Here is a 25025-nt window from a genome sequence, read left to right as displayed (position 1 = left end):
CCCGATGTGGTTCACCCTTCTGGTGATGGCTGCCGCGGTCAGTCTGGAGCCGTTCCGAATCGGGATGTCGGTCCTGATGCTCAACCGTCCCCGCCCCCATCTACAGCTGGCCGCCTTCCTGGGCGGGGGCTTCGCGATGGGCCTGACCGTCGGCGTTGTGGTGTTGTTCGCACTCGAATCCCGGATCCCGGCGTCGGCGCACTTCACCCTGCCCAGGGTGCAGGTCGCCATCGGTGCACTGGCGCTACTGGCCGCGGCGCTGCTGGCGGTCACCAGGGGCCGCGACCGCACCCCGCCGGCCTGGCTGAACCGGCTGCTGGACGGCCAATCACTGCGGGTGGCAGGCGTCGCCGGGCTGGGAATCGCACTGCCCTCGATCGACTACCTGGCCGCGCTGGCCGTGATCGCCGCCGGTGCGGGCGCCCCCGAGGTCCGGTTCGCGGCGTTGGTGACATTCAACGTCGTGGCCTTCGCGCTGGTGGAGATTCCGCTGGTGGCCTATCTGGTGGCCCCTCAGCGCACGCATGCTGCGATGACCGCCCTGCACGGCTGGGTTCGCGCCCGGCGCAGGCGTGAGGTGGCGGTGCTGCTGGCCGTCGTCGGTGTCGTGCTGCTGACTGCGGGTCTACTCGGCGTCTAGTGCGCGCTCGGGCCGTGGTCCAAGACGTACTGGAAGCCCGCCATCAACTGCGAAATCGGGTCGGTGCCACCGCCGAACGCCGCCTGGGTGGCCGGCGCCGTGACGGCCGCGGGGTCGTAGCCGTTCACCGGATCGACCTCGATCGGCGCGGTCAGCGGATCGTCGTTACGCGAATATCCGGAATCCACCATCGGCTTCAGGACGCCGTCCAACTGATTCAGCGTGCCTTCATCGACACCGAGGTACTTGAACGGCATCACCAACGGCAGATGCTGTTCGGGGATCAGGTACGTCGTGGTCTTCGCCCCCCGGGAATTGACTGTCGTCCGGATGTTCTGCGGCGGAACCATACTGGGGTTGGTGAAGGCCACAGCGGTGTGACCGGTGGCCAGGCCCACGACGGCATTGAGCATCGCCATCCAATTGTCCTGCCGGTCCGGCCAGTCGGCGATGCTGTCGTAGGCCGAGACGAAACGGTAGGAATCGTACTGGCTGTCGATCTGGGGCGGGATCCGGTAGTCCAGCGCGGGAACGACGCTGCCGACCGGGAAGTTCTGGGTCAGGAAGCCTTCGCCGAAGGCGTGCGGCGCAATCGGATCGCCAAATGTGGCGAAGGACAACTGATCTGGTGGTGGCGCGTTCGGATCGGTAGCCAGGCGGTTCTGCACGGCGTTGAGCACCATCGCGCCTTCGGAAAGCCCGATCGCCGTGCCCTGACCGCCGGCCTGGATCGCTCGCATGACGTTGCCTTCGCCTTCATCGACCGATTCGCCGATGCTCGGGCCGTCGATACCGAGGCCGGGGAAGTTGTCGTCGAGCCTGCCGATGCCAGGGAACAGGCGTTCGAGGGTGTGGCCCTGGACCTGTCCCGCGGGGTAGTCGACGATCTGCCGGTTGAGGCCCGGGAACCAGTCGGCGCCGGTGCGGCGGATGTACTCGTCATAGGGGATGCCGAGAACGTGGGCGCCACCCAGCGCATATCCGCGACCTGGTGTGCCGATCGGCGTCGGTCCGTTGTCGTTCGGCTTGTTCGGCGATGGCTGATCTGCGGTCGCGATTCCGCCGGTCGCGGTCAAGGTGACCGCGGTGGCCACCGCAGCGAGGAGCTTCTTCATGCGTTACCGCTTCCCTGCGATTCGATCCGTGATGGCCACCAGTTCGCCTTTCCGACCAGAGTAGCCATGGCGGGCACCGTGACGGTCCGGACCAGGAATGTGTCCAGCAGGATTCCGACCCCGATGACGAAACCGCCCTGCACCACGGTACCGATGCTGGAGAACAGCAGACCCCACATCGATGCCGCAAAGATCAGACCGGCCGCGGTGATGACGCCGCCGGTCGAGGACAGTGTCCGGATGACGCCGTAGCGCGTGCCACCGAACGATTCGTCCCGCAACCGCGACGCGAACAGCAGGTTGTAGTCGGCGCCGACCGCGACCAGCACTACGAACGCGAGCGGCGGGACGGTCCAGTGCAACTGTTGACCAAACAGATACTGGAACGTCAAGACACCGATACCCAACGCGGCGAAATACGAAAGCACCACGGAGCCAACCAGATAAAGCGGTGCAATGATCGCGCGCAGCAACAGCATCAAGGTCAGCAGCACCACGATCAACGTGATCGCGATGATGAACCGGATGTCCTTCTGGTAGTAGTCGCGGGTGTCCCGCAACGCGGCCGGATACCCGCCCATCGAGACCGTGGCATCGGAAAGGGTGGTGTTCGGCTGCGCGCTGCGGGCAGCGTCACTGATCGCATTGACCTGGTCCATCGCCGCGGAGCTGAACGGATCGAGCTTGGTGAGCACCAGATAGCGCACCGAATGCCCGTCGGGCGAGATGAACATCTTGGACGCCATCTTGAAGTCGGGCAGATTGAGGACTTCGGGCGGAATGTTGAATCCGGCCATCGCGGGACTCGCAGCGTCGTGTTTCATCGACAGCAGGAAGGCCGCGGCCTGATCCAGCCCGGTCCGCATGAGTTGGATCTGATCGACGACCTGGTCCACGCCCTTGGCGACGTCGCGACTGCCACTGGCAGCGCGGTCGGCGCCTTGGCGAAGTCTGTTGGTGGTCGATTGCGCCCCACCGGGTGAGTCCAACCCCATGGTGCGCATGACCTTGTTCAGCCGGCCGAAGGCATCGCCGAGCTGATCGAGCGACGCATTGAGGGACTGCTTGTCTTGCATCGACTGAAGCTGCGCGGCGAGCGAGTTGATCTCGTCGAGAGTCCCGTCATTACGGGCATCGACCAATTGCTGGAAATGGCCCCGGGTTTCGGCGCAGGACGGGTCGAGATCGCAGACGGCGTTACCGTGCAGGGCCATCAGCACCGGCCCCACCCAGGCGAACAGGTCCTTGGCCGCCTGGACGTTGATCCCCATCGAGTTGCCGAGCCGGTTCACCGCGTTGACGAGCTTGGCCGCGACTTCGACGTTCTTGACCAGCTTGTCGCCACCGTACTGGCCCTTGATCATCGTGAACGCGTCGACCATGCCCTGAATGCTGGTGGCGATGCCGTTGACCTGTACCCGAACATCGCCGAGGTTGCTCGCGAGCGTATTGGCGCCGCCGGCAAGACGATTCAGGTCGTTCATGTTGGAGGCGATCATCGACGCGCCATTGCCCAGCTGGGTACCGACCAGTCCCGCCTGGAACGTGGCCCTGAACTCTTCTGGTACCGATCCTGTCGGCCGGGTGATACCGCTGACCATTGCGATGTTGGGCACCTGGCTGATGCGTTGTGCCATCTGCTCCAGATCCGCCAGGGCCTGCGGGCTGCGCAGATCTCGCGGGGAGCGGACCAGAACGTAGGACGGGATGGACTGGTTGAGGTCGAAATGGCGCTCCAGCGCGGCGTAACCGACCGAGCTCGGGTCCGACGCGGCCACGGCTTTGCGGTCGTCGTAGTTGTATTTCGCCAACCCCACACAGCTGGCGAGCAGGATCAGGATCAGCAGGCTGGCGACCAGGTGGAGCTGCGGCCTGCGCACGATGCGAATCCCCGACCGTCGCCACCACCGCGCGGTCAGCTCACGGCGGGGCGTGATCCAGCCGCGCGGCCCGGCGAGGACAATGATGGCCGGCAGCAGTGTGAGTGCGGCCAGGAATGCCACCCCGATCCCGACGGCCGAGGACACCCCGACGGTGGAGAACACACCCATTTTGGCGAAGCTGATGCCGAGGAAGGTGATTCCGATGGTGGCCGCCGACGCGGTGATCACCTTGCCCACCGAGCCCAAAGCCTGGCGAACCGCGTCGTCGGAGGTTTCGCCGAGCCGCACGTAATCGTGGTAGCGGCTGATCAGAAACACCGCGTAATCCGTTCCGGCACCGGCGATTATCGCGCTCAGCAGAATGATGGCCTGATTCGAGACCCCCAGCCCGGTCACATTGGACAGCCCGGCGACCACGGACTGCGCGATCACCAGCGATATCCCGATTCCGATCAGCGGCAGCAGCATGGTGATCGGGTTGCGATACACGAGCAGAAGCACGAGCAGCACCATGACGCCGATCGCGAGTTCGATTGGGAGGCGATCCCGTTCGCCGGCGACCGTGAGGTCGGCGACGGTGGCCGCCGGCCCGGTGAGGTGCACTTCCAGCGGGCTGCCCGCGGTGTTCTGTTTGACGATGTTAGCCACCCGCTGGTAGGCGGCGTAGGACTCCGGGGTGCCCAATGCGCCCGTCAGCCCCACCGGAACGACCCAGGACTTATTGTCCTTGCTCGTCAAAAACGAACGCAGCGCCGGTGTTTCGACAAAGTCCTGCAGCATCACAACGTCGTGCTGATCTTCGCGCAGCGCGGTGACCAGCTTGCGGTAGGTCGCTTCGTGCGCGGGGCTCAGTCCACGCTCGTCGGTCAGGACCACCAACAGCAGGTCGTCTCCGCCGGGTTCGGAGAACGCTTCGGTCATCTGCCGGGCCGCCACGCTGGACGGAGCGTCACCGGGCAACATGGCCAGCGGGTGCTTCTGAGCCATCTCGTTCAAGCTCGGGAACGTCAGCGGTAGCGCCACCGCCAGTGCGACCCAGAGCCCGATCACTGCCCAGGGCCATCGCACTACGAAATCGGCTAGCCGTCGCACAACATCCTCACCGCGCGCCAGACCGTCAGGCCTCGCGCTCCTTCACTGCATCGAACTTCATTGAATCCAACAAGAACGTCACCATTGCCCGCTGCCGGCGATCCGTTCGCACACGGACTTCATCGCCTCGATGTAGCGGGCGACCGATTTCTGAGCGATCGGATTGTCCGGAAACATCACCGCCATGGCAGTGCCGGCCTCGTACCGAAATATATAGATCGTCAGCTGGTAGCTGAACCGTCCGTCGGAGTAGATGCCGATGTTGTTCGAATAGCCCATGTCAGCGGCCGCGAGCACGGCGTTCAGTGGTGCGGCGCCGCCATGAAGAAAGTTCGAGACCGGGAAATTCGGGTGCGGCTTCTCCAACCACGGGGCCAGTTCCAGCACGCGGTAGTACGGCACCCGCGCCAGACTCAGTCCCGAATCGAAGGATGTCTGCGCCGCCCATGCGGCTTCGGCGAACGTCGTCGCGGCGATCGGAACGGTGATCGGGACCAGGCCGGTAAACCAGCCCTGCGTGGTGAAGTTATCCGACGTCCTGCGGGTGTCTCTCGGCGTCAGTCCGTAATACGTTGTCGCGCCTGTCAATTCATGTTCAGCCATGGCGGTGCAGGCATACAAACCGCCGACGAAGCGAACGCCGGCCGCCACGCACGCCGACTCGAACCGAGCCGTCTGGTCGGCATCCAAGATCATCTCCCCGACCATGTCGGCCACGGTCGGTTCGCGCGGATTCCCCAGCGGCAGCGGGAACTCGGGCATCGTGTTGTTGTTGTTCTCGGCAAACTCGATCCAGGCCCGGACCTCCGGGGAATCCACGGTCAAATCAGCCGTGGACTGGTGCTCCTGGCGGCAGAAATCGTCGAAGCTTCCGGCCTCCGGCAGCGCCATCGGCTGGCCCGTCATCGTCAATGACGTGTACATGCCGTGGGCTTCGAGCATGGTGATCCCGATCAGCGCCGCGTCCCCGTGGACGTGGTCGATGCTGGCGTAGAAATCGAAGTGATCTTCACCCTGTACCACGCCGAAAGAAAAGCAGCCCCATTCCAGCGGAGTGGGGATGTCAACAATGTGCTTACGCGCATCCTCAGCGGCCATTACGCCGTTGTCGATGGGCTCGAATTCAATATCGGCGGCATCGAGTATCGTCCGCCGGACAATATCGCCGGATCCGGCGTATTCGAACCAACTCCGATAGGTGTCATGCCGGCGCAGATACGCGTTGAGCGCGTGATTCATGGCCTCGATATCGCACTGACCAGGAACTTCACAGGTGGCGATGATCTGCCGCGAATAATCGAGACCGGCGGCGTCCTGTTCGTATACACCACGAATGTGCTGCCCCTGCATATAGCTGACGGGCACCGAACTCACCGGCGCTTGTCGCGCTTTCTCCATTGCCGCTTTTGTCGGGTGCCAGGAGATCACCACACCGGGGCTCGGCGACCAATCATCGATTGTGCCGATTGTAATCTTCCCGATATGCAAAATTCCCCTCCCGGATCTGGGCGGCAGTGGCCTCGAGACCGGCAACGCCGGTGGCCAGACCAAGATAGCGCCTGTCACTGTGACGGTCGGCCGTCGACCCGGAAAGCCCCTGGTCAGAAGTAGTGTTCAAAGGCGCCGATCGAGGGGGTAACGCCTGGCCACGTACGCGTCGACAACAAGGTGAAACCCGTTGCTTCAGCAACGTACATGCAATACTGGCCGGCGGGAGATGAGCCGGCCGTCGCAGTCGGGAGATGACCGGGCAGTGGCCGATCGGAACCTAATCTTGGCCCTGACGTGGTCTCCCGCAGTGGATCGACCCAAATCGATCCCAACGACGCAGTACCGGCCCGACGCGGAGAGCACAACCTGATGGCATTAACCGAACATCCGACGCAGCAGGCACCCCGCTTCGCGATCGTCGGCTACGCGGCCCGTTTTCCCGGCGCCGCAGATGCGGACCAGTACTGGGACCTCCTGCACGATGGTCGGGACGCGGTCACCGAGGTGCCCCAGGACCGCTGGGATGTCGACGAGTTCTTCGACCCGGACCCAGATGCCCCGGGCAAGATTGTCACCCGGCGCGCCGGGTTCATCGACGACGCGACCGGGTTCGACGCACCGTTCTTCGGAGTCTCGGCGCGCGAAGCCAAGGTGATGGACCCGCAGCATCGCCTGCTGCTGGAGACCGCATGGCAGGCTGTCGAGCATTCCGGCACCGCGCCAACGTCTTTGGCGAACACCCGCACGGGGGTGTTCATCGGACTGGCCACCCATGACTTCCTCGGGATGGCTTCCGACGCACTGACCTACCCCGAGATCGAGGCATACCTGGCAATCGGTACGTCCAGTGCCGCCGCGGCCGGCCGGATCAGCTACCGGCTGGGGCTGCAAGGTCCCGCGGTCACCGTCGACACCGCGTGCAGCTCGTCGCTGGTGGCGATTCATCAGGCCTGCCAGGCACTGCGCCTCGGCGAATGCGACCTCGCGCTGGCCGGCGGCGTCAACGTCATCCTCAGCCCGGCCACCATGATCACGTTCTCGCACTCCCGGATGCTGGCACCGGACGGCCGCTGCAAGACCTTCGACGCAGCCGCCGACGGCTACGTGCGCGGCGAGGGCTGCGGTTTCGTCACCATCAAGCGCCTGGAAGACGCGCTGCGCGACGGTGACCACATCCGGGCCGTCATTCGCGGCAGCGCAGTCAACTCCGACGGCGCGTCGGGCGGCCTGACGGTGCCGAACGGTGTGGCCCAGCAGCGGGTCATCGGCGAGGCGCTGGAGTGTGCGGGGCTGGCACCCAGCGATATCGGCTATCTGGAGGCGCACGGGACCGGGACATCGCTGGGCGATCCGATCGAGGTCCAGGCGGCTGCCGCAGCGTTGGGCAGGGGCCGCGATGCGGACCAGCCGCTGCTGATCGGCTCTGCCAAGACGAACATCGGGCATCTGGAAGCCGCCGCGGGCATCGCCGGGGTCCTCAAGGTCGTCCTGGCGCTCGAGCACCAGGAGCTACCGAAGCACCTCAACTTTCGCAATCCGTCGCCGCACATCCCGTGGGATCGGATCCCGGTGAAGGTCGTGGACCAGCCGGTGGCCTGGGAACGTTCGCAGCGGCCCCGGATCGCCGGCGTCAGCTCTTTCGGCTTCAGCGGCACCAACGCACACGTCATCCTCGAAGAGGCACCGCAAGCGACACCCGCCGAGCCGGCTGAACCGGCCGATGACCGCCGGTTCATGGTGCTTCCGCTGTCGGCCCGCACTCCGGCCGCTCTGGTGCAGACCGCAGAGCGGTACCGCAGCTGGCTCGGTGCGCATCCGGAGGCGACGCTGGCTGACGTGTGCCTGACGGCAGGCGCCGGTCGCGCACACTTCGAGCACCGGGCCGCCCTGGTGGTCAACTCCCTGGAGTCCGCACGCGAGCTGCTCGGTGCGCTCGCCGACGACCTGCCCGCCCCCGGCCTGGTGCGCGGCGACTCCGTCGACGCGCCGAAGACCGCGTGGCTGTTCCCCGGACAGGGCAGCCAGTACGCGGGCATGGCCCGGGAATTGTTCGAAACCGAGCCGGTGTTCGCCGAGACCATGACTCGATGCGCCCAGGCTGTTGCCGAGGTACTCGAAAGACCGTTGCTGGACATCATCTTTGACGACGATGGTGCGGAAACTCTGAAGCAGACCCGCAACGCTCAGCCCGCGATCTTCGCGGTGGAGATGGGCCTGGCTCGGCTCTGGCAATCGCGGGGCTTCGAACCGGATGTGGTGCTCGGACACAGCGTCGGCCAGTACGCAGCGGCCTGCGTGGCCGGCGTGTTCAGCCTCGAGGACGGTGTCCGGCTACTGGCCGAGCGCGGCCGCCTGTTCGGTGATCTGCCCGCGGGCGGGCGGATGTGCGCGATCTTCGCCGACCCGGACCGCGTAGAGCGTGTCACCGACGAGTTCCCGAGCCTCTCGGTAGCCGCCTACAACGGCGCCAACACGGTTTTGTCCGGGCCCGCAGCAGATTTGGAGCGTGCGGTCACCGAGCTCACCGACGACGGTGCCCGCTGCGACTGGCTGGACACCAGCCACGCGTTCCACTCGGCGCTACTGGACCCCGCTCTCGACGCGTTCGAGGCATATGCGAGCGGGTTTGAATTTGCCGCGCCGCAACGGATCCTAGTCTGTAACCGGACCGGCGCCACCCTGGGGCGAAACGCCAAGCTCGACGGCTCGTATTGGCGCCGCCATGCCCGGCAGCCGGTTCAGTTCGCCAAAAGCGTTGCCACACTGGCCGAGCTCGGCTGCGCACTTCTGCTCGAGGTCGGTCCGCAGCCGGTTCTCACGGCCGCAGCACTGCGCGCTTGGCCCGACCCCGCGACCGCACCCAAGGCGGTTCCGTCCCTGCGCCGCAACGGTGCCGACCACCGGCAGGTCACCGAAGCCCTTGCCAATGTCTACGTCGCCGGACACCTGCCCGACTTCACCGCACTGATCCCGCACCCGGCTCACAAGCTCGACCTGCCTACCTACCCGTTCCAGCATCGTCAGTACTGGTTCAACAGCCAGCAGGTCCAGACGGCCGCGAACCAGGGCGCCGCCACGGAGGCCGTCCGCCTGCTCGAGGATGGCCGGATCGAAGAGCTCGCCGCACTGCTCGACGGCCCGAGCGGCGGTAGTCAGTCGACCGCCGAAGTACTGAGTAAGCTTGCCGCACAACACAATCTGCAGCGAAGCGCCCAGTCCATCGCGGACATCCGCTACGAGATCCGCTGGGAGAGGTCCAAGAACTCCTCACCCGCCGAGCTCGGTGAAGGCACCGCGTGGCTGCTGATCGGCGATGACAACGCCGTCATGCGGCCCGTGATCGACGTGTTGACCACCAACGGGCATCGGCACCGCATCCTCGGGCTACCCGTGTCTGACGCCGACGAGGAACGGCTGGTCGAAGAATTGCGATCCGCGGCCCACGACGAGCCCGGGCTGCGCATCCTCCATATCGCGGCGCTGGACTCCGACGGTGCGCCCTCGATGCGCTCACTGCTGCGGATGCAGCATCGCATCCTGGGCGGCACCCAGCGACTGTTCCGGGCCGCTGCCGCCGCCGAACTGCGCACCCCGATCTGGGTGAGCACCCATGGTGCACAGCGCGCTACCGACAACGACACCGTGGCTCCCCAGCAGAGCAGCCTGTGGGGCTTCTGTCGCGCCGCCGCGCTGGAGTATCCCCAGGTGTGGGGCGGACTGGTCGACCTGTCCGGGCGCGGCGCCGACGAGTGGTCGCGATTGATCAAGCAGATCGTCACGGCATCGCCGGGCGAGGACCAGATCGCGCTGCGCGGCGACACCGTGCTGGTTCCCCGGCTGGTTCGCCGAACCGGCCAGCCGAACGCGACACCGCTGGAGCTTCGTTCCGACGCAACGTATCTGGTCACCGGCGGGCTCGGCTCGCTCGGACTGGAGATCGCGGGATACCTGGCTGCGCACGGCGCCAAGCAGTTGGTGCTGACCGGCCGGCGCGCACCCGGCGAAGCCGCCCAACGTCGCATCGAAGGCTTCCGGGAGCAGCATGGCTGCGACGTCCGGGTGATCGCGGCCGACGTCGCCGACCCGCACGATGTCGCACGCCTGCTCGCCACGGTGCAGGCCGAGCTTCCCCCACTGAGGGGTGTCGTCCATGCCGCCGGCGAGAACAACACAACCCCGCTGAGCTCGCTGGACAGCGCTGAAGTGGATCGGGTGTTCTCCGGGAAGGTCTGGGGCGCTTGGTATCTGAGCGAAGCCAGCGCGGACCTGCAGCTGGACTTCTTCCTGTCCACCTCCTCCATCTCCTCGGTGTGGGGTAGCTACGGCCAGGCCGCCTACAGCGCGGCCAATGCCTTCCTCGACGGGTTGACCTGGCGACTGCGCGAACAGGGCGTCCCGGGGATCAGCGTGAACTTCGGACCTTGGTCGGCGGGCATGGCCGACCAGGACGCCCGCGCACAACTGGATCGTCGCGGCATCCGCACCCTCTCGCCGTCAGACGCGTTGGCCGGGCTGGCCGACGTCATGGCCGGCGCCGGCGCGCAAGGACCGGCAGAAGCGGTGGTGGCCCGCATCGACTGGACTCGCTTCCTGCCGATCTATCTGCAGGCCGGCCGGCGAGAACTGCTGGCCGAGGTGGCCCGTGAGGTTCCCGAGTCGGTGTCCGCGACGACCACCGCCTCGGGTACCACTCGGCTGGTCGAGCAGCTCACCGCGGCTCCCGTGCAACAGCGAAAGAAGCTCGTCCTCGAATACCTACGTAACACCGTTGCCGAGGTGACCCGCATCGAAGCATCGGAAATCCGGGAGGAGGCCGGGTTCTTCGATCTCGGCATGGATTCGCTGATGGCCGTGGAACTTCGGCGCCGGCTGGAGCAGGCGGTCGGCAAGGAACTGCCCGCGACACTCGCGATGGATTTCCCACGGCTGTCCGACGTCGCCGACTACCTCCTGTCCGACGTGCTCAACCTCAACGAGCGGGCCGGCAGTCAGCTTGCGGCCCAACCGACCTCGTTGGCCACCTCGGCGACCGACGAACCGATCGCCATCATCGCCGTCGCCTGCCGGTTCCCGGGCGCGCCCGATGCCGATGCGTACTGGGACGTGCTGTCCGGCGGAGTGGACGCGATCCGGGAGATCCCCGAAGACCGGTTCGACGTCGACCAGTTCTACGACCCGGATCAGCAGACACCGGGCAAGATCTACACCCGCAGTGGCGGATACCTCGAGAGCGTCGACGGATTCGATCCGGAGTTCTTCGGCATCTCGCCACGCGAAGCGGTATGGATCGATCCCCAGCAGCGCCTGATGCTCGAAATATCCTGGGAAGGCTTGGAACGAGCTGGGTACTCCCCGACTTCGTTGCGCGGCAGCAGAACCGGCGTCTTCGTCGGCGTCGGCGCCAACGAGTACTCGCATCTACTGTCGGGCGAGTCGGTCGAGAACCTCGAGGCGCACTTCATCACCGGTAACGCACTCAATGCCATTGCGGGCCGAGTGGCGTTCACCCTCGGCCTGGAGGGCCCGGCGATGGCAGTGGACACCGCCTGTAGCTCGTCGCTGGTGGCCGTCCACCAGGCCAGCCAGGCGCTGCACTCCGGCGACTGCGACATGGCCATCGCCGGTGGTGTCAACGTCCTGTTGAGCCCGGCGTCCATCGTCGCCGCATCACGCGCGCGGATGCTGGCTCCCGACGGCCGGTGCAAGACGTTCGATGCGGCCGCGGATGGCTACGTGCGCGGTGAGGGCTGCGGCGTGCTGGTGCTCAAGCGGCTGTCCGACGCACAGCGCGACGGCGACCGGGTCTGCGCGGTCATCCGCAGCAGCGCGGTCAATCAGGATGGCGCCTCCAGTGGCTTGACGGTGCCCAATGGGGGTGCGCAACAACGCCTTATCACCGCAGCACTGACTCGCGCCGGCCTCACCGGCGATGACGTCGACTACCTCGAAGCGCACGGCACCGGCACGCCGCTGGGAGATCCGATCGAGGTGCAAGCCGCCGCAGCGGTCTATGGTGCAGGCCGCGATCCCGGCCGGCCACTGCTGATGGGAACTGCCAAGACCAACATCGGACACCTGGAGTCCGCCGCGGGTGTCGCCGGTCTGGTCAAGGTCGTGCTGTCGCTGCAGCACGAACTGCTGCCGCAGAACCTGCACTTCCACAACCCGTCGCCGCACATCCCGTGGGACTCGCTGCCGGTGCAGGTCGTGGACAAGGCGACGCCGTGGTACGCCAACGGCAGGCCGCGCCGCGCCGGCGTCAGCTCGTTCGGGTTCACCGGCACCAACGCGCACGTGCTGATCGAAGAGGCACCGCAACCCCCCGTGTCCGACGATGCCGCCGACGAGCCGGTCGACAGCGCGACCGCTCCCGATGCGCACCGCGAGCCGCTGAGCCTGCTGCCGCTGTCCGCGCGGTCCGCACAGGGCCTGACCGCGCTGGCTGCCCGCTACTCCACCTGGCTGGCGATGCACCCAGAAGCCTCCCTGGCCGACGTGTGCTTCACCGCCGGTGCGGGCCGATCCCACTTCGAGCACCGGGCCGCCGTGGTTGCCACGTCCGGCCAAGAAGCCCAGATGCTGCTCGACGATCTGGTGGCGAACCGCCTGCGTCCTGGCGTGATCCGGGGCGAATGCACCGACCCGCCCACCACCGCGTGGTTCTTCCCCGGTCAGGGCAGCCAATACCCGGGCATGGCGCGCGAATTGTTCGACACCGAACCGGTATTCGCCGACACGGTCCGTCGCTGCGCGCAGGCCGTCGACCCGATGCTGCCGACTCCGCTGCTCGATGTGCTGTTCTCCAGTGACCGTGAAGCCGCAGAGACATTGCGACACACGTCATTTGCCCAGCCGGCGATCTTCGCCGTCGAGATGGGCCTGGCCCGGCTGTGGCAGTCGTGGGGTATCGAGCCCGACGTGGTGCTGGGTCACAGCGTGGGCCAGTACGCGGCGGCGTGTGTGGCCGGCGTGTTCAGCCTCGAGGATGGCGCACGGTTGATCGCCGAACGCGGCCGGCTGTTCGGCAGCCTGCCGGCAGGCGGCCGGATGGTTGCGGTGTTCGCCGATCCGGAATATGTGGAGCGCGCCGCAACCGCCTTCCCGCGAGTGTCGGTCGGCGCCTACAACGGCCGCAACACCGTGCTGTCGGGTCCGGGCGAAGATCTGGAGCAGATCGTCGCGACCTGCAGCGAGGACGGCACACGCTGCACCTGGCTGGAGACCAGCCACGCCTTCCACTCGGAACTGCTGGATCCGGTGCTCGACGAATTCGAATCATTTGCAACGCAATTCGACTACGCAGTGCCGTCGCGGCCGCTGGTCTGCAACCGGACGGGCGCCGTGCTCACCGGCGAGACGCCGATCGACGCGCAGTACTGGCGGCGACACTCCCGCCAGCCGGTGCAGTTCACCGAGAGCGTGCGTACCGTAGCCGCACTGGGCTGCTCGGTGCTGATGGAGATCGGCCCGCAGCCGATCCTGACCGCGGCCGCACTGCAGATCTGGCCCGAGTCCGCGGCCACTCCGCGCGCGATCGTGTCGCTGCGCAAGGGCGCCAATGCCCAGCGCCAGATCACCGAAGCGCTTGCCACGACCTACATCTGCGGTCACCGGCCGGACTTCGCTGCCAGGTACCACACCCCGGGGCGCCGGCTCGAACTGCCGACCTACCCGTTCCAGCGCCGCCGGTACTGGCCCAAGACGTCTGGAATTCGGGTCGATGGTACGGCCGCATCCGGAATCCTGGGCAGCGCCAAGGATCTGGCATCCGGTGACACCGTCTACACCAACGTGCTGTCGGTCAAGACGCAACCGTGGCTGGCGCATCACGTCATCTACGGCACCGTCGTCGTTCCCGGCGCGACGTATGCGGCGATGGCACTGGCTTCGGCCGGCGCCCCCGCACGGGTGAAGGAGGTCTTCTTCTACGAGCCGATCATCCTGCCGGACAAAGCGTCCCGCGAGGTCCAGCTCACCCTGCACCCGATCGACGATGGCTGGAAGTTTCAGGTGCACAGCCGCCCATTCGGCGTTCGCGACGCCGATTGGGCGCTGAACTCCGACGGAACCCTGCTGGCCGGCGCCGAAGCGGAAGCCGACACGCAGGACGCCCGGGTATCGCCGGACGAGGCGATCGAGCAGATGAATCGGACTCGCCCGCAAGAACTGTTCGACATCTTCGGTGACATGGAACTGGCGTGGGGGCCGACCTGGTCGACCTCGCTGAAGTCCTTGTGGGTCGGCGAAGGCGAGGCGATCGGTGACATCGCCGTCGGCGACGAACTCGGCGAGCACCTGGGCAGCGAGCCGATCCACCCGGTGCTGCTGGACCTGTGCACCGGCGTGGCGTTCCCCGCTTTCCCCGCGACTCTGGCCGCCGAACAGGGCATGACCGATCTGTTCCTGCCGCTGCGGTACGGCCAAGTTCGTCTTCACGAGAAGATGCCGCGGCGGTTCTTCTGCCGGGCGCGCTGGCATGAGAATGCCATCACCAGCGAAACCCAGGTCTTCGACCTCGATTTCGTGGACCGGGACGGGCATGTGCTGGGCGGAATCAGCGAGTTCACCGTCAAGCGCGCTCCGCGTGAGGCGCTGCTGCGCGGGCTCGGCGGCGACTCCACCCGGCTGCTGTACACCCTTGGCTGGCAGGAGGCCGCCGCACCGACGGTGGAAGCCACCGACGAAGCCAAGACCGCGATGGGTACCTGGCTGATCGCCGGCTTCGACGCGCTGGCGTCCGACGTACCGGGGGCCATCACGGTCACCGACGCCACCGACGCGCAGTCCTGGCAGCGGGCATTCGCCGAGGCCGCCGAGCGTGGCGCTCCGGTCAGCGGAATCGTCTGGCGCAGTTCCGGACACACCAGCCCCGATGATTCGACGGCCGACCTGGCCGCGCGACTCGAGGCCGAGGTCGCAACGTTGCTCGGTGCCGCGCAGACCGCGCTTGCCGAGGGCAACCACTCGCTGGCCGACGGATTGTGGATCGTCACCGAGCGCGCGGTCGCCACCGAACCCGGCGAACCGGTCGATCCGGTCCAGGCGGCACTGTGGGGATTCGGGCGCACCCTGATCGCCGAGCAGCCGAGCCTGCGCGTGCGCCTGGTCGACGGTGACGGCAGCGAGGAGTCTCTGAGGTGGCTGGCCGGGGCACTCGGCGCCCCGGTGACCGAACCCGAAATGGCTGTGCGGCAAGGCCGTTTCCTCGTGTCCCGGCTGCTGCACTGGGCGCGCAGCGGGCAACTGCCGATGCCTCGCAGCGACGACTACGCGCTGGCGCCGACCGAGCGCGGCGCGATCGACAACCTGCGGCTGAGCGAGGTGGAGGTCACCGCGCCCGAGGCGAACGAGGTGCAGGTGCGGATCGAGGCCGCCGGCCTCAACTTCCGCGACGTGCTCAACGTGCTGGGCCTCTACCCTGGCGATCCGGGCCCGATCGGTGGCGACCTGTGCGGTGTCGTCACCGAAGTGGGCTCCGAGGTCACCGGATTCGAAGTCGGCCAGCGGGTCTTCGGCTCGATGCAAGGGGCGTTCGCCAGCCGGCTGAACGTTCCGGCGCCGCTGCTGGCCACGGTGCCCGACGGCATCAGCGCGGTCGATGCGGCGACGATTCCCGCTGCGGCACTGACGGTTCGGCTCGCCTTCGACTGGGCGCAGCTCAAGCCCGGCGACAAGGTACTGATCCACGCTGCCAGCGGCGGCGTCGGGCTGGCCGCGGTCCAGATGGCGCGCCACCACGGCGCGATCGTCTATGCCACCGCCAGCAAGTACAAGCAGGCCACCTTGCGCGCGATGGGCGTTGAGCACGTGTACGACTCGCGGACAACGGATTTCGCGGATCAGATATTGGCGGCGACGGGCGGCCGGGGTGTCGACGTAGTACTCAACTCACTGACCAACGAGGGCTTCATCGAGGCGACGGTCCGCGCGACCGCACAGGGCGGCCGGTTCGCCGAGATCGCCAAGCGCGATATCTGGACCGCCGAACAGATGGCCGAGCTGCGTCCCGACATCAGCTACGAGATCGTCGCGCTGGACGTGACGATGATGACTGACCCCGACCACATCCAGCGTCTGATGGCCGAGGTGTCCGACGGATTGGCCACCGGCGAGTGGAACCCGGTGCCCGCCGAGGTCTACCCGCTGACCGAGGCCAGAACTGCGTTCCGCCGCATGCAGCAGGCCCGGCATGTCGGCAAGATCGTGGTGCAGATGCCGAAACCACTGCAACCGCGCGGTGATCGGAGCTACCTGATCACCGGCGGTCTTGGCGCATTGGGTCTGCACACTGCGGCATACCTTGCCCAGCTCGGTGCCGGCGACATCGTGTTGACGAGCCGCCGCACCGCGGACGCCGATGCCGAACGCGCCATCGAGGCGATCACCGAGCGGTTCCACTGCCGGATCCATGTCTTCCCGGCTGACGTCGGCGTCGAGTCCGAGCTGGCCGACTTGCTCGCCAAGGTCCGCGCCGAATTGCCGCCGCTGGCCGGCGTGGCGCATCTGGCCGGTGTGCTCGACGATGCGCTGCTGCCGCAGCAGGATCTGGCGCACTTCCGGGCGACCTTGGGACCCAAAGCCTATGGCGCACACCACCTTCACCGACTGACCAGGGACGACGCGCTCGACTTCTTCATCATGTACTCGTCGGCGTCGGCAGTGATGGGGTCGCCCGCGCAGGCCAACTACGCCACGGCGAACGCCCTGTTGGATGGGCTGGTGGCCCACCGGCGGGCACAGGGATTGCCGGCCACCGCGGTCAACTTCGGCCCCTGGGGTCATGGCGGTATGGCCAGCTCGGAGGCCGCACTGGCCAACCTCAGCGCCCAAGGCATGATGCCGCTCGAGCCGTCGGCGGCGCTGGCCGCACTCGGCGAGGCCATCCGGCACGGCGCGGCGCAGGCCACCGTCCTCAAGGCCAACTGGCAGCGGACTGCCAAGGTCCTCGGTGGCATCCGTCCGCCGCTTCTCGATCAGGTGCTGCCCAGCGACGGCGGAGTCGTCGCCGGTGACAGCGAGTTGCTCCGGCAGCTGCAGGAAACGCCGGTCGCACAACGGGCGGCCTTCATCACGGAGTTCCTCCAGCGCGAGGTGCAGGGCTTCCTGCGGCTGGCCCAGCCGCCCGCAGCCACCAGCAGGTTCCTGGACCTGGGCACGGACTCGCTGATGGCGGTCGAACTGCGCAACCGGTTGTTCGGTCAGTTCGGCGGCAAGTTCGACATCAGCCCGACCGCGGTGTTCGACTACCCGACTCTCGGAGAACTCGCCGAGCATCTGGTGTCGCAGCTGCCCGATTCGGATGCGCCGTCGACCGAGACGGAGGCCTCGGCCGAGACCGACCCGGTTTCCGAACCCACGCCCACACCGGAGAACTGACGGCCGTCGCTGCGGTAGCGGTGTGACCAACATCGCACCGCTACCGGCGTGTCCGACAACACCACACATCGTTCGCGGAGACCCGCGTTAAGTGGCGTTGACCTGCGCAGACATGGCGGCCGACACGCCCACGAGAACGCCAACCCAACCAGTGGGTTGATTAGCCCGCTGAACTTGCTCACAGGGACTTGCGTTCCGGTTACCGGCCGGTATAGTTCAGCACTGTTACTGGTGGGTAACTTAGCTCTGAGTACTCAACCACAAAGCCCGAATTTCAGATGACATCTTCGTCGAGGAGGAACCGTCATGAGCCACTACAAGTCCAATGTTCGCGACCAGGTTTTCAACCTGTTCGAGGTCTTCGGTTTCGAGAAGGCGCTCGGCGCAGGCGATTACAGCGATCTCGACGCCGACACCGTGCAGGAGATGCTCGGTGAGATGGCCCGGCTCGCCGAAGGCCCGCTGGCTGCGTCGTTCGTCGAGGGCGACCGCAACCCGCCGGTCTTCGATCCCGAGACGCACACCGTCACGCTGCCCGAGGAATTCAAGAAGTCGGTGAAGGCCTTCATCGACGGTGGCTGGGACAAGGTCGGCCTCGACGAGGAACTCGGCGGCATGCCCATGCCGAAGACCCTGGTGTGGGCCCTGCACGAGCACGTGCTCGGCGCCAACCCCGCGGTATGGATGTACGCCGGCGGCGCCGGTTTCGCCCAGATCGTTCACAACCTGGGCACCGAGGAGCAGAAGCAGTGGGCCATCAAGGCGGCCGAACGCGGCTGGGGATCGACGATGGTGCTCACCGAGCCCGACGCCGGCTCTGACGTCGGCGCCGGCCGCACCAAGGCCGTCAAGCAGGACGACGGTTCCTGGCACATCGACGGCGTGAAGCGCTTCATCACTTCTGCCGACTCCGACGACATGTTCGAGAACATCCTGCACCTGGTGCTGGCCCGCCCCGAGGGCGCCGGACCGGGCACCAAGGGTCTGTCGCTGTTCATCGTGCCGAAGTTCCTCTTCGACGCCGAGACCGGCGCACCCGGTGAGCGCAACGGCGTGTTCGTCACCAACGTCGAGCACAAGATGGGCCTGAAGGTCTCGGCCACCTGTGAACTGACCTTCGGCCAGCATGGCATTCCGGCCAAGGGCTGGCTGGTCGGCGAGGTCCACGAGGGCATCGCGCAGATGTTCGACGTGATCGAGCAAGCCCGAATGATGGTGGGCACCAAGGCAATCGCCACGCTGTCGACCGGCTACCTCAACGCTCTCGAGTACGCCAAGGAGCGTGTGCAGGGCGCCGACCTGACCCAGATGACCGACAAGACCGCGCCGCGCGTGACGATCACTCATCACCCGGACGTTCGTCGCAGCCTGATGACCCAGAAGGCCTACGCCGAGGGCCTGCGTGCGCTGTACCTCTACACGTCCACCTACCAGGACGCCGCGGTGGCCAAGGCGGTGCAGGGTGTCGACCCCGACCTGGCGGTCAAGGTCAACGACCTGCTGCTGCCGATCGTCAAGGGTGTCGGCTCCGAACAGGCCTACGCGAAGCTCACCGAGAGCCTGCAGACCTTCGGCGGATCCGGCTTCCTGCAGGACTACCCGATCGAGCAGTACATCCGCGACGCCAAGATCGACTCGCTCTACGAAGGCACCACCGCCATCCAGGCGCAGGACTTCTTCTTCCGGAAGATCGTGCGAGACAAGGGTGTTGCGCTGGCGCACGTCGCAGGCCAGATCAGCGAGCTCATTGCGAACGAGGCGGGCAACGGCCGGCTGAAGACCGAGCGGGAGCTGCTCGCCAAGGCGCTCGAGGACGTCCAGGCCATGGCCGCGTCGATGACCGGCTACCTGATGGCCGCGCAGGAGGATGCCAGCAGCATCTACAAGGTGGGTCTGGCCTCGGTGCGCTTCCTGATGAGCGTCGGTGACCTGGTCATCGGCTGGCTACTGCAGCGTCAGGCCGCGGTTGCCATCGCAGCTCTCGACGGCGGTGCCGTCGGCGCCGATCGCGCCTTCTACGAGGGCAAGATCGCGGTGGCGTCGTTCTTCGCCAAGAGCGTGCTGCCGCAGCTGACCAGCACACGTCTGGTGATCGAGACGATCGACAACGACATCATGGAACTCGACGAAGCTGCCTTCTAGAGCTTCGACGCGCGTTCTGCGTCCATCGGCCCCGAGATCGTCAGGTCTCGGGGCCGACGGCGTCCACGCCGGCCGGTGTCTTGGGCCGGCAATCCAAGGACTTAGGTCACTTTTTGCAGGCAATTTCGCTTCATCGGATAAAGGTCGGGACCTTGGGCCCTGGCAGTTAGCTGGCGATCGGCTACATTCTAGGAATGGCGATGCTTGACAGCAACGAGGCTATTCCGGCGCATCCCGCTACGACCCGCAGAAAGTCGGCCAGCGCTAATCCGCTGGCGAATATTGTCGGGCCCTTCACAAAAGCCGGGGGCTACTACGCCCGGTCATGGGGCGCGTACCTCGACGGTGGCAGCGACGAGCTGCCCGTCGCCCGCCCGACGCTGTCTCTGGCAACCCACGCCCTGCGCGACGAGATCGTCCTGGTCGGTCTGCGTCTGCGCCGCCCGCTGAGCGACGCGACCGTCTACGACAACATCAACGCCGAGGTCATCAAGGCCATCGACTTTTACGGCAAACGGGGCTGGCTCGACAGGCCGGAAGGCTTCTTCGAGGCGCCGCCGGTTCCGACCGACGTAAAAATCAAGTCGTACAAGAGCCGTGGCCGCACCCACGAGCGGATCTCGTTCGACAGCGGCTACAAGCCCTACACGCGGGAGCCAGGGCGCGCGCGCTGGCTCAGCTACACCGGCAACCACCGCGAATACGCCATGATGCTGCGCCACCGCGAGCCGCGCCCGTGGCTGGTGTGTGTGCATGGCACGGAGATGGGCCGCGCCAACCTGGACCTCACCCTGTTCCGGGCCTGGCATCTGCACGAGCAGTTCGGCCTCAACGTGATACTGCCGGTGCTCCCGATGCACGGACCCCGCGCCAAAGGCCTACCCAAGGGGGCGGTCTTCCCCGGCGAAGATGTGATGGATGACGTGCACGCCACCGCCCAGGCGGTCTGGGACATTCGTCGGGTGCTGGCCTGGATCCGGACCGAACAACCCGGCGCCCGGATCGGGCTGAACAGCATTTCGCTGGGCGGCTACATCGCCGCTCTGGTCGCCAGCCTTGACGAGGATCTCACCTGCGCCATCCTCGGCGTTCCGCCGGCGAACCTCGTGTCGATCCTCGGCCGTCACGCCGGCCTGGGCGCTGACGACCCGCGTCATCGGACATTGGAATTGGCCGAACCGATCGGCGACATGATCTCCCCGCTGTCGCTGCAACCCAAGGTGGCTCCCGAGGGCCGCTTCATCTACGCCGGGGTCGCCGACCGAATCGTCCACCCACGCGAGCAGGTGCTGGGTCTGTGGGAGCACTGGGGTCGTCCGAACATCGGCTGGTACCGGGGTGGCCACACCGGTTTCTTCCAAGCCCGTCCGGTTCAGGAGTTCGTCGACGCCGCACTCGTGCAGTCGGGTCTCGTAGATTCCGGGGCCTGAACCCCTCGCGCAGCGGTCTGGTCTGAAAAAACCGCCGCTGGAATCCCCTCTTCTCCAGCGGCGGTTCCTTTGTTGACGTCAACGAGGGCCGTCAAACAAAGAGGATGCCCCGTGTTGCCGTCGGGTCGGGGGGTCAGACGGCAACACGGAGCTATCCAGTACATCTGTAGCCCGCACGCGTTCGTTACAAACCCGGGGAAACTTTTTTCGACATTTTTTCCTCACGCCTCGAGGATCGCGGTGACGCCCTGACCGCCGGCCGCGCAGATCGAAATGAGACCGCGAACGGGCTGGCCGGTCTCCTTCTTCTTCTCCGCCAACTGCTTGGCGAGCTGGGCCACGATCCGCCCGCCGGTGGCGGCAAACGGGTGCCCAGCGGCCAGCGAGGAACCGTTGACATTGAGCTTGGAACGGTCGATCGCGCCCAGTGCGGCGTCGAGTCCTAGCAGCTCTTTGCAGTATTCGTCGGATTCCCAGGCCTGCAGATGGGCCAGCACCACCGACGCGAACGCCTCGTGGATCTCGTAGAAGTCGAAGTCCTGCAGAGCCAGTCCATTGCGGGCCAGCAGGCGCGGCACGGCGTAGGTGGGCGCCATCAACAGACCGTCGGGACCATTGACGTAATCGACCGCTGCGGTCTCGGAATCGACGAAGTAGGCGAGCGGGGTCAGCGAGTGTGACATGGCCCACTCCTCGCTTGCCAGCAACGCCACCGAGGCACCGTCGGTCAGCGGGGTCGAGTTGCCGGCGGTCATCGTGGCGTCGCCGTTGCGGACACCGAACACCGGCTTGAGCTTGGCCAGTTTTTCGGCGCTGGAGTCAGCGCGCAGGTTGTTGTCCCGGTAGACCCCGAGGAACGGCGTGACGAGATCGTCGAAGAAACCGCGGTCGTAAGCGGCTGCCATATTGCGGTGGCTCGCAGCCGCCAGCTCGTCCTGATCGACGCGCTTGATGCCCATCTTCTTGGCGGTGATCGCGGCGTGGTCGCCCATCGACAGCCCGGTGCGCGGCTCGCCGTTGGTGGGGATCTCGATGCCCAGCGAGGCCGGCAGCTTGCCCACGAGCTTGAGTCGATCCACGTTCGACCTGGATCGACGCAGCCCAAGCAGTGTGCGGCGCAGTTCGTCACCGAGCCCGATCGGGGCATCAGAGGTGGTGTCCACCCCACCGGCTGCGGCTACGTCGTAGCGGCCGGCCGCGATGCCGTCGGCTGCCGCGATCGCCGCCTGCAGGCCGGTGCCACAAGCCTGCTGCAGATCGATCGCCGGGGTGTACGGCGAGAGCTGGCTGCCCAGCACGCTCTCGCGCATCAAGTTGAAGTCGCGGCTGTGCTTGAGCACCGCCCCGCCGATCACCGCGCCCAGCCGCTCGCCGGCCAGGTCGAACCGGTCCACCAAGCCGCCGAGTGCGGCGGTGAACATGTCCTGGTTGGACGCCTCCGCATATGCGCCGTCCGAGCGCGCGAACGGGATGCGATTACCGCCGAGCACAGCGACCCGGCGACTGTTTCCACTGGTAGAGGCCACGTCAATCTCCGCCTAGAGTTCGGTTTGGAAGGGGGTATACCCACCCATACTACGCACCGTCCTTACTCTGGAGTAAGTTCGTCCCTGGTCCCCCGCTCGCAACTCGAAAGGCACGTTCGTGGCTTCCGACCTCTTCTCGCAGATCGTCAACTCCGCGCCGGGCTCGCTGCTGGCCAAGCAGCTCGGCATACCGCAGCCGGAGACGCTGCGCCGCTACCGGCCCGGTGAGCCGCCATTGGCCGGCTCGCTCCTGATCGGCGGCGAGGGCCGCGTGGTCGAACCGCTGCGCGCGGCGCTGGCCGAGGACTACGACCTCGTCGCCGACAACCTCGGCGGGCGCTGGGCCGACTCATTCGGCGGCCTGGTGTTCGACGCCACCGGTATCACCGAGCCGGCGCAGCTGCGCGGCCTCTACGAGTTCTTCACCCCGTTGCAGCGCAACCTGGGACCGTCGGCGCGCATCGTCGTCGTGGGCACCACCCCGGACCAGGCCGCCACCACCGACGAACACATCGCCCAGCGCGCGCTCGAAGGGTTCACCCGATCCTTGGGCAAGGAGCTGCGCCGCGGGGCCACGGTGGCGCTGGTGTACCTCTCGCCGGCCGCCAAACCCGCCGCGACGGGCCTGGAATCGACGCTACGGTTCATCCTGTCGGGCAAGTCGGCCTACGTCGACGCCCAGGTGTTCTACGTGGGCGCTGCGGATTCCACCCCGCCCGCAGATTGGGACAAGCCACTGGCCGGCAAGGTCGGCATCGTGACGGGCGCGGCCCGCGGCATCGGCGCCACGATCGCCGAGGTGTTCGCCCGCGACGGTGCCAAGGTCGTCGCGATCGACGTTGAGGGCGCAGCGTCCGCTCTGGAAGAGACCGCCGCGAAGGTGGGGGGTACCGCGCTGGCGCTCGACGTCACCGCCGCCGACGCGGTGGACACGATCACCGAACATCTGCGCGAGCACTACGACGGCCGCGCGGACATCCTGGTCAACAACGCCGGTATCACCCGCGACAAGCTGCTGGCCAATATGGACGACGCCCGCTGGGATGCCGTGGTCGCAGTGAATCTGCTTGCTCCGCAACGCCTTACCGAAGGCTTGGTCGGGAACGGCAGCATCGGCGAGGGCGGGCGGATCATCGGGCTGTCCTCGATGGCCGGCATCGCAGGCAACCGTGGGCAGACAAACTATGCGACCACCAAGGCCGGAATGATCGGGCTCACCCAGGCATTGGCACCACGGCTGGCGGACAAGGGCATCACGATCAACGCCGTCGCACCTGGGTTCATCGAAACCGCCATGACCGCAGCGATCCCGCTGGCGACTCGGGAAGTCGGCCGAAGGCTGAACTCCCTGTACCAGGGCGGTAAGCCGGTCGATGTGGCCGAGACCATCGCCTACTTCGCCAGCCCCGCGTCGAATGCCGTGACCGGCAATGTGATCCGGGTGTGCGGCCAGGCGATGTTGGGGGCCTAGCCTTGACTACCGCGACCGAACAGCCCAGCGGCCTGCGAAACCTGCTGCGCGCCGCGGCCGGATCGCTGCCGTTCATCCCGCGCAGCGATCATCTGCCCAACCGGACGCTGACCGTCGACGAACTCGCGATCGACCCGTCGAACGTCGCCGCCTACACCGCGGTCACCGGGCTGCGGTTCGCTGACACCGTGCCGCTGACCTACCCGTTCGCGCTGACGTTTCCGACGGTCATGGCGCTGATCACCGGTTTCGACTTCCCTTTCGCCGCAATGGGTGCGGTGCATGTGGAGAACGAGATCACCCGATACCGGCCGATCGCAGTCACCGACACCGTCGCCGTGAAGGTGCATGCGGAGAATCTGCGCGAGCACCGCAAGGGTCTGCTGGTCGACGTCGTCGCCGACGTGAGTGTGGGCAACGAGCTCGCCTGGCATCAGGTCACCACGTTCCTGCACCAGCAGCGCACCAGCTTGTCCGGTGAGCCCAAGCCGGAACCGCCCAAGCGGCCGAAACTGGCGCCGCCCAACGCGATTCTGCGGATCAGCCCCGCAACGATCCGGCGCTACGCATCGATCGGCGGCGATCACAATCCGATCCACACCAACGTGATCGGCGCCAAGCTGTTCGGCTTCCCCACCGTCATTGCTCACGGAATGTTCAGTGCGGCAGCCGTTCTGGCCAACATCGAGGCGCAATTCCCCGACGCGGTGCGCTACTCGGTGAAGTTCGGCAAGCCGGTGATCTTGCCGGCCAGCGCCGGCCTTTACGTCGACCGGGTGAGCGATGGCTGGGATATCGCGCTGCGCAACATGGCCAAGGGGTATCCCCACCTGACCGGGACGATTCGCAGTCTGTAGGC

General features: G+C 66.5%; 10 protein-coding genes. 6 read left to right on the top strand and 4 right to left on the bottom strand.

The annotated features are described in order from the left end of the window. Positions 1–4 precede the first annotated feature (4 nt). Positions 5–640 (top strand): GAP family protein, encoded by a 636-nt coding sequence (locus HPC46_RS03860; RefSeq protein ID WP_179466985.1) that lies wholly within the window; start codon positions 5–7, stop codon positions 638–640. Here the strand turns inward: HPC46_RS03860 and pe are convergent. The 3 genes from pe to HPC46_RS03845 all read right to left on the bottom strand — a co-directional run bounded on the left by pe (position 637) and on the right by HPC46_RS03845 (position 6218). Continuing rightward, positions 637–1755, bottom strand: a complete 1119-nt coding sequence (pe, locus tag HPC46_RS03855; protein ID WP_179466983.1) for an acyltransferase PE — start codon at positions 1753–1755, stop codon at positions 637–639. The two genes, HPC46_RS03860 and pe, sit on opposite strands and share 4 nt — an antisense overlap. Beyond that, the gene (locus HPC46_RS03850) at positions 1752–4730 is read right to left on the bottom strand and encodes an MMPL/RND family transporter (RefSeq protein WP_179466981.1); all 2979 of its coding nucleotides are present in this window, start codon (positions 4728–4730) and stop codon (positions 1752–1754) included. The genes pe and HPC46_RS03850 overlap by 4 nt, the downstream gene beginning before the upstream one ends. A 78-nt stretch (positions 4731–4808) precedes the next feature. Continuing rightward, entirely contained in the window at positions 4809–6218 is a 1410-nt protein-coding gene (locus HPC46_RS03845; protein WP_218893698.1) for a condensation domain-containing protein, read from the bottom strand. 372 nt (positions 6219–6590) lie between these two features. On the opposite strand from HPC46_RS03845, the gene HPC46_RS03840 reads away from it, so the two are divergent. The 3 genes from HPC46_RS03840 (at position 6591) to HPC46_RS03830 (ending at position 21169) form a co-directional block, all read left to right on the top strand. Further along, positions 6591–17597, top strand: coding sequence for a type I polyketide synthase (locus HPC46_RS03840; protein WP_179466979.1), 11007 nt, complete (start codon positions 6591–6593; stop codon positions 17595–17597). Positions 17598–17903: 306 nt separating this feature from the next. Continuing rightward, on the top strand, positions 17904–19739 hold the full coding sequence (locus HPC46_RS03835; protein WP_179466977.1) for an acyl-CoA dehydrogenase: 1836 nt from the start codon (positions 17904–17906) through the stop codon (positions 19737–19739). A 200-nt stretch (positions 19740–19939) separates the two neighbouring features. After that, positions 19940–21169, top strand: a complete 1230-nt coding sequence (locus tag HPC46_RS03830) for an alpha/beta hydrolase family protein (protein WP_233716214.1) — start codon at positions 19940–19942, stop codon at positions 21167–21169. A 221-nt stretch (positions 21170–21390) separates the two neighbouring features. Here the strand turns inward: HPC46_RS03830 and HPC46_RS03825 are convergent, their stop codons facing one another. Further along, the gene (locus HPC46_RS03825; RefSeq protein ID WP_179466975.1) at positions 21391–22695 is read right to left on the bottom strand and encodes an acetyl-CoA C-acetyltransferase; all 1305 of its coding nucleotides are present in this window, start codon (positions 22693–22695) and stop codon (positions 21391–21393) included. A gap of 118 nt (positions 22696–22813) precedes the next feature. Here HPC46_RS03825 and HPC46_RS03820 point away from each other — a divergent pair, with 118 nt between their 5' ends. Both HPC46_RS03820 and HPC46_RS03815 read left to right on the top strand, forming a co-directional pair. Further along, the gene (locus HPC46_RS03820) at positions 22814–24166 is read left to right on the top strand and encodes a 3-oxoacyl-ACP reductase (protein ID WP_179466973.1); all 1353 of its coding nucleotides are present in this window, start codon (positions 22814–22816) and stop codon (positions 24164–24166) included. A 2-nt stretch (positions 24167–24168) separates the two neighbouring features. Further along, positions 24169–25023, top strand: coding sequence for a MaoC/PaaZ C-terminal domain-containing protein (locus HPC46_RS03815; RefSeq protein WP_179466971.1), 855 nt, complete (start codon positions 24169–24171; stop codon positions 25021–25023). The last annotated feature ends 2 nt before the right edge of the window (positions 25024–25025 follow it).

The sequence above is a fragment of the Mycolicibacterium vinylchloridicum genome, assembly GCF_013404075.1.
GTDB lineage: Bacteria > Actinomycetota > Actinomycetes > Mycobacteriales > Mycobacteriaceae > Mycobacterium > Mycobacterium vinylchloridicum.
The sequence above is the reverse complement of the archived record's forward strand: the minus strand, read 5'-3'. Positions and strand labels throughout refer to the sequence as shown.